Origin of the sequence: Roseomonas rosulenta (genome assembly GCF_016106005.1) — a bacterium.
Classification (GTDB): domain Bacteria; phylum Pseudomonadota; class Alphaproteobacteria; order Acetobacterales; family Acetobacteraceae; genus Neoroseomonas; species Neoroseomonas rosulenta.
This window is the reverse complement of sequence record NZ_JACADR010000434.1, coordinates 1-2,504: the sequence shown is the minus strand read 5'-3', so window position 1 is coordinate 2,504 and position 2,504 is coordinate 1. Positions and strand designations below refer to the sequence as shown.

General features: G+C 70.9%; 3 protein-coding genes. All 3 read right to left on the bottom strand.

Annotated elements, in window-relative coordinates; translation table 11 throughout:
* The coding region (locus HW578_RS25455; protein ID WP_198373506.1) for a malonyl-CoA decarboxylase domain-containing protein at positions 1 to 1,079 on the bottom strand (1,079 nt) is incomplete at its 3' end.
* A gap of 146 nt (positions 1,080 to 1,225) precedes the next feature.
* Positions 1,226 to 1,606 carry a hypothetical protein gene (locus tag HW578_RS25450; RefSeq protein WP_198373505.1) on the bottom strand — a complete coding sequence of 127 codons (381 nt, stop codon included), beginning with the start codon at positions 1,604 to 1,606 and terminating at the stop codon, positions 1,226 to 1,228.
* Positions 1,607 to 1,883: 277 nt separating this feature from the next.
* A partial coding sequence (locus HW578_RS25445; RefSeq protein ID WP_198373504.1) for an ADP-dependent NAD(P)H-hydrate dehydratase occupies positions 1,884 to 2,504 on the bottom strand: 621 nt, incomplete at its 5' end.

Here is a 2,504-nt window from a genome sequence, read left to right as displayed (position 1 = left end):
TGCAGCGCGGCCACCGCGTCGTCGGCGGCGCCCTCCGACGCGGGCGATGCCGGCGGCGGCGCGGCCGCCAGCAGCGCGCGGCGCTCCTCCTCGGTCAGCGGCAGCGCGCCGGCGCCAAGCGCACCATCGAGCCAGCGCCGGAAGCCCGGGATCGGCGAGAGGGTGCAGAACGCCTTGAGGTTGCGGAACTCATCCGCCAGCAGCCCGACCACCCGCTTGATCAGGAAATTGCCGAAGGAGATCCCATCGAGACCGCGCTGGCAGTTGTTGATGGAATAGAACACCGCCGTGTCGGCATTGCGGGGGTCGAGCACCGGCGCCTTCTCGTCCAGCAGGCGCTGGACGCTGTCCGATATGCCCTGGACCAGCGCGACCTCGACGAAGATCAGCGGCTCCTCGGGCATGCGGGGATGGAAGAAGGCGTAGCAGCGGCGGTCGGATTCCAGCCGGTTGCGCAGGTCCCGCCAGGACCGGATCCGGTGCACCGCCTCGTACTGCACGAGCTTCTCGAGGATGATGGCGGGCGAATGCCAGTCGATCCGGCGCAGTTCGAGGAAGCCGACATCGAACCAGGCGGCGAGCAGGCCCTTGAGATCCGTCTCGAGCGCGGCGAGCAGTTTGTCCCCATCGAGGCGCGCAAGCAGGTCGGCACGCAGGTCCACCAGGAACTTCACCCCGTCCGGAATGGCGGCGAAGGCGGTCAGCAGGCGGATGCGCGGGGGTTCGAGGGCGCGGCGCAGGCGGGCGGTCGCGACCGCGCGCTCGGCGGCATCGGCGGCGGCGGCCACCTTCTCCATGGCGCGGGCGACAGCCTCGGGGTCGGAATCGAAGGAGGCGACCGCGCGCAGGAACTCTGTCCGGCCGGAGGCATCGAGGGTGCGATAGGCCTCCGCGAGGCCGGCGGCACGGTTGCGGGCGGAGACCTCGCCGCCGCGGGCCTCGAGGCAGGCGGCCAGGCGGGCGGTGAGGTCGGGATCGGGCTCGGCCACGCCGACCGCAGCGGCCATGTCCCGCCACAGGATGGAGACGCGCTTGAGCGCCCTGTCGAGCAGCCCGGCCTGGACGGCGACGTCCGACATGCCTCATCTCCATCCGCCAGGGTTGAAACCTAGCGACACACCCCGTGAAGCGCCACGGCGAAGTGCCGGACGCAGAAAGGCCGCGCACCTTGCGGCGCGCGGCCTTGCGGAGAGGTCGACATCATCCGCCCGGGGGCGGTCGTGTCTCAGGGCTTGCCGATCCCAAGCAGGGCGGCGCGCACGGAGGAGACGACACCAGCCGGTTCCTCCTGCGTCATGGAGGCGGTAGCGACGGCGGGCTGGCTGGCGCGGGCGACCTCGGCCACGGCGGCCTCGGCGGCGACCGGGCCCGGCATCGGGATGGGCGGGCTGCTGGGCACCGTGTGGGCGAGCTGGATGACGGGTGCGGTGGCGCGCTCGGGTTCCGGCGTGCCGAAGCCGAGGCTCACCGAGACCGATGGTTGCGCGTCATACAGCGCCAGCAACTTCTGGATGCCTTCCAGCCGCTGGAAGGGCTTCGAGGCGCGGAGTTCGGCGATGATGGAGCGCTCCTCGCTGTGAAGCGCGCTGACGAGAGTGCTGCTCATGGATCCCCCAGGGTTTTCCCGAAGTCACTCTATCGTGAGAGATTCCGTGTTTTCAATGCATTAATGGGCGAATGTCCGAAATTTGAAACCACACATCATGTTGTGGAGGAGATTGCGAGCAACGACAACATATGGTTCGCGCAGGGGTAGTCTGGCGCTGCGCGACCCCACGCGTGACACGGAAAGTTGAGACGTGGACTCACCTGCGGTCGAAGGCTTCTTCATTTTATCTCTTCGCAATCTCTTCGATCTTATTGTATTCGCTTCATTCGTGCCGTTATGACGATGATCCCCGAGGGCCGTCCGCACCGCCCTGGACGCCCCCAGTCGCCGCCCGCGCGCGCGCCAGCGCCCCCGGCAGCCGCGACGCGAGGTCCTCCGCCACCAACCCCTGCCCACAGGCGAACCCGGCCTCTCCGTGCAACCAGGCGCTGGCGGCCGCGGCCTCGAAGGGGGCCATCCCGCCCCCCAGCAGCGCTGCGATCAGCCCGGCCAGCACATCCCCGGTCCCGCCGGTCGCGAGCCAGGCCGGCGCGTGGTCGTTGATCGCCGCGCGGCCATCCGGCGCAGCGATGACCGTGTCGGGGCCCTTCAGCAGCACCACGGCGCCGGTCAGCGCGGCGGCACGCCGCACGGCCGCCAGGCGGTCGCCGCCGACCGCGCCGAATAGCCGCGCGAACTCGCCCTCATGCGGCGTCAGCACCGCGCAGCCGGACAGCGCGGCGGGATCGCCTGCCGCCGCGGCCAGCGCACCGGCATCGGCCACCACCGCCCGCCCTGCCCCGACCACGCGCCGCAGCAGAACAAGCGTCGCCGGCTCGGCGGGCAGTCCGGGTCCGACCACCCAGGTGCCGCGGCGCGGGTCCGCGAGCAGCTCGGCGAGCGGCGCCTCGGCGAC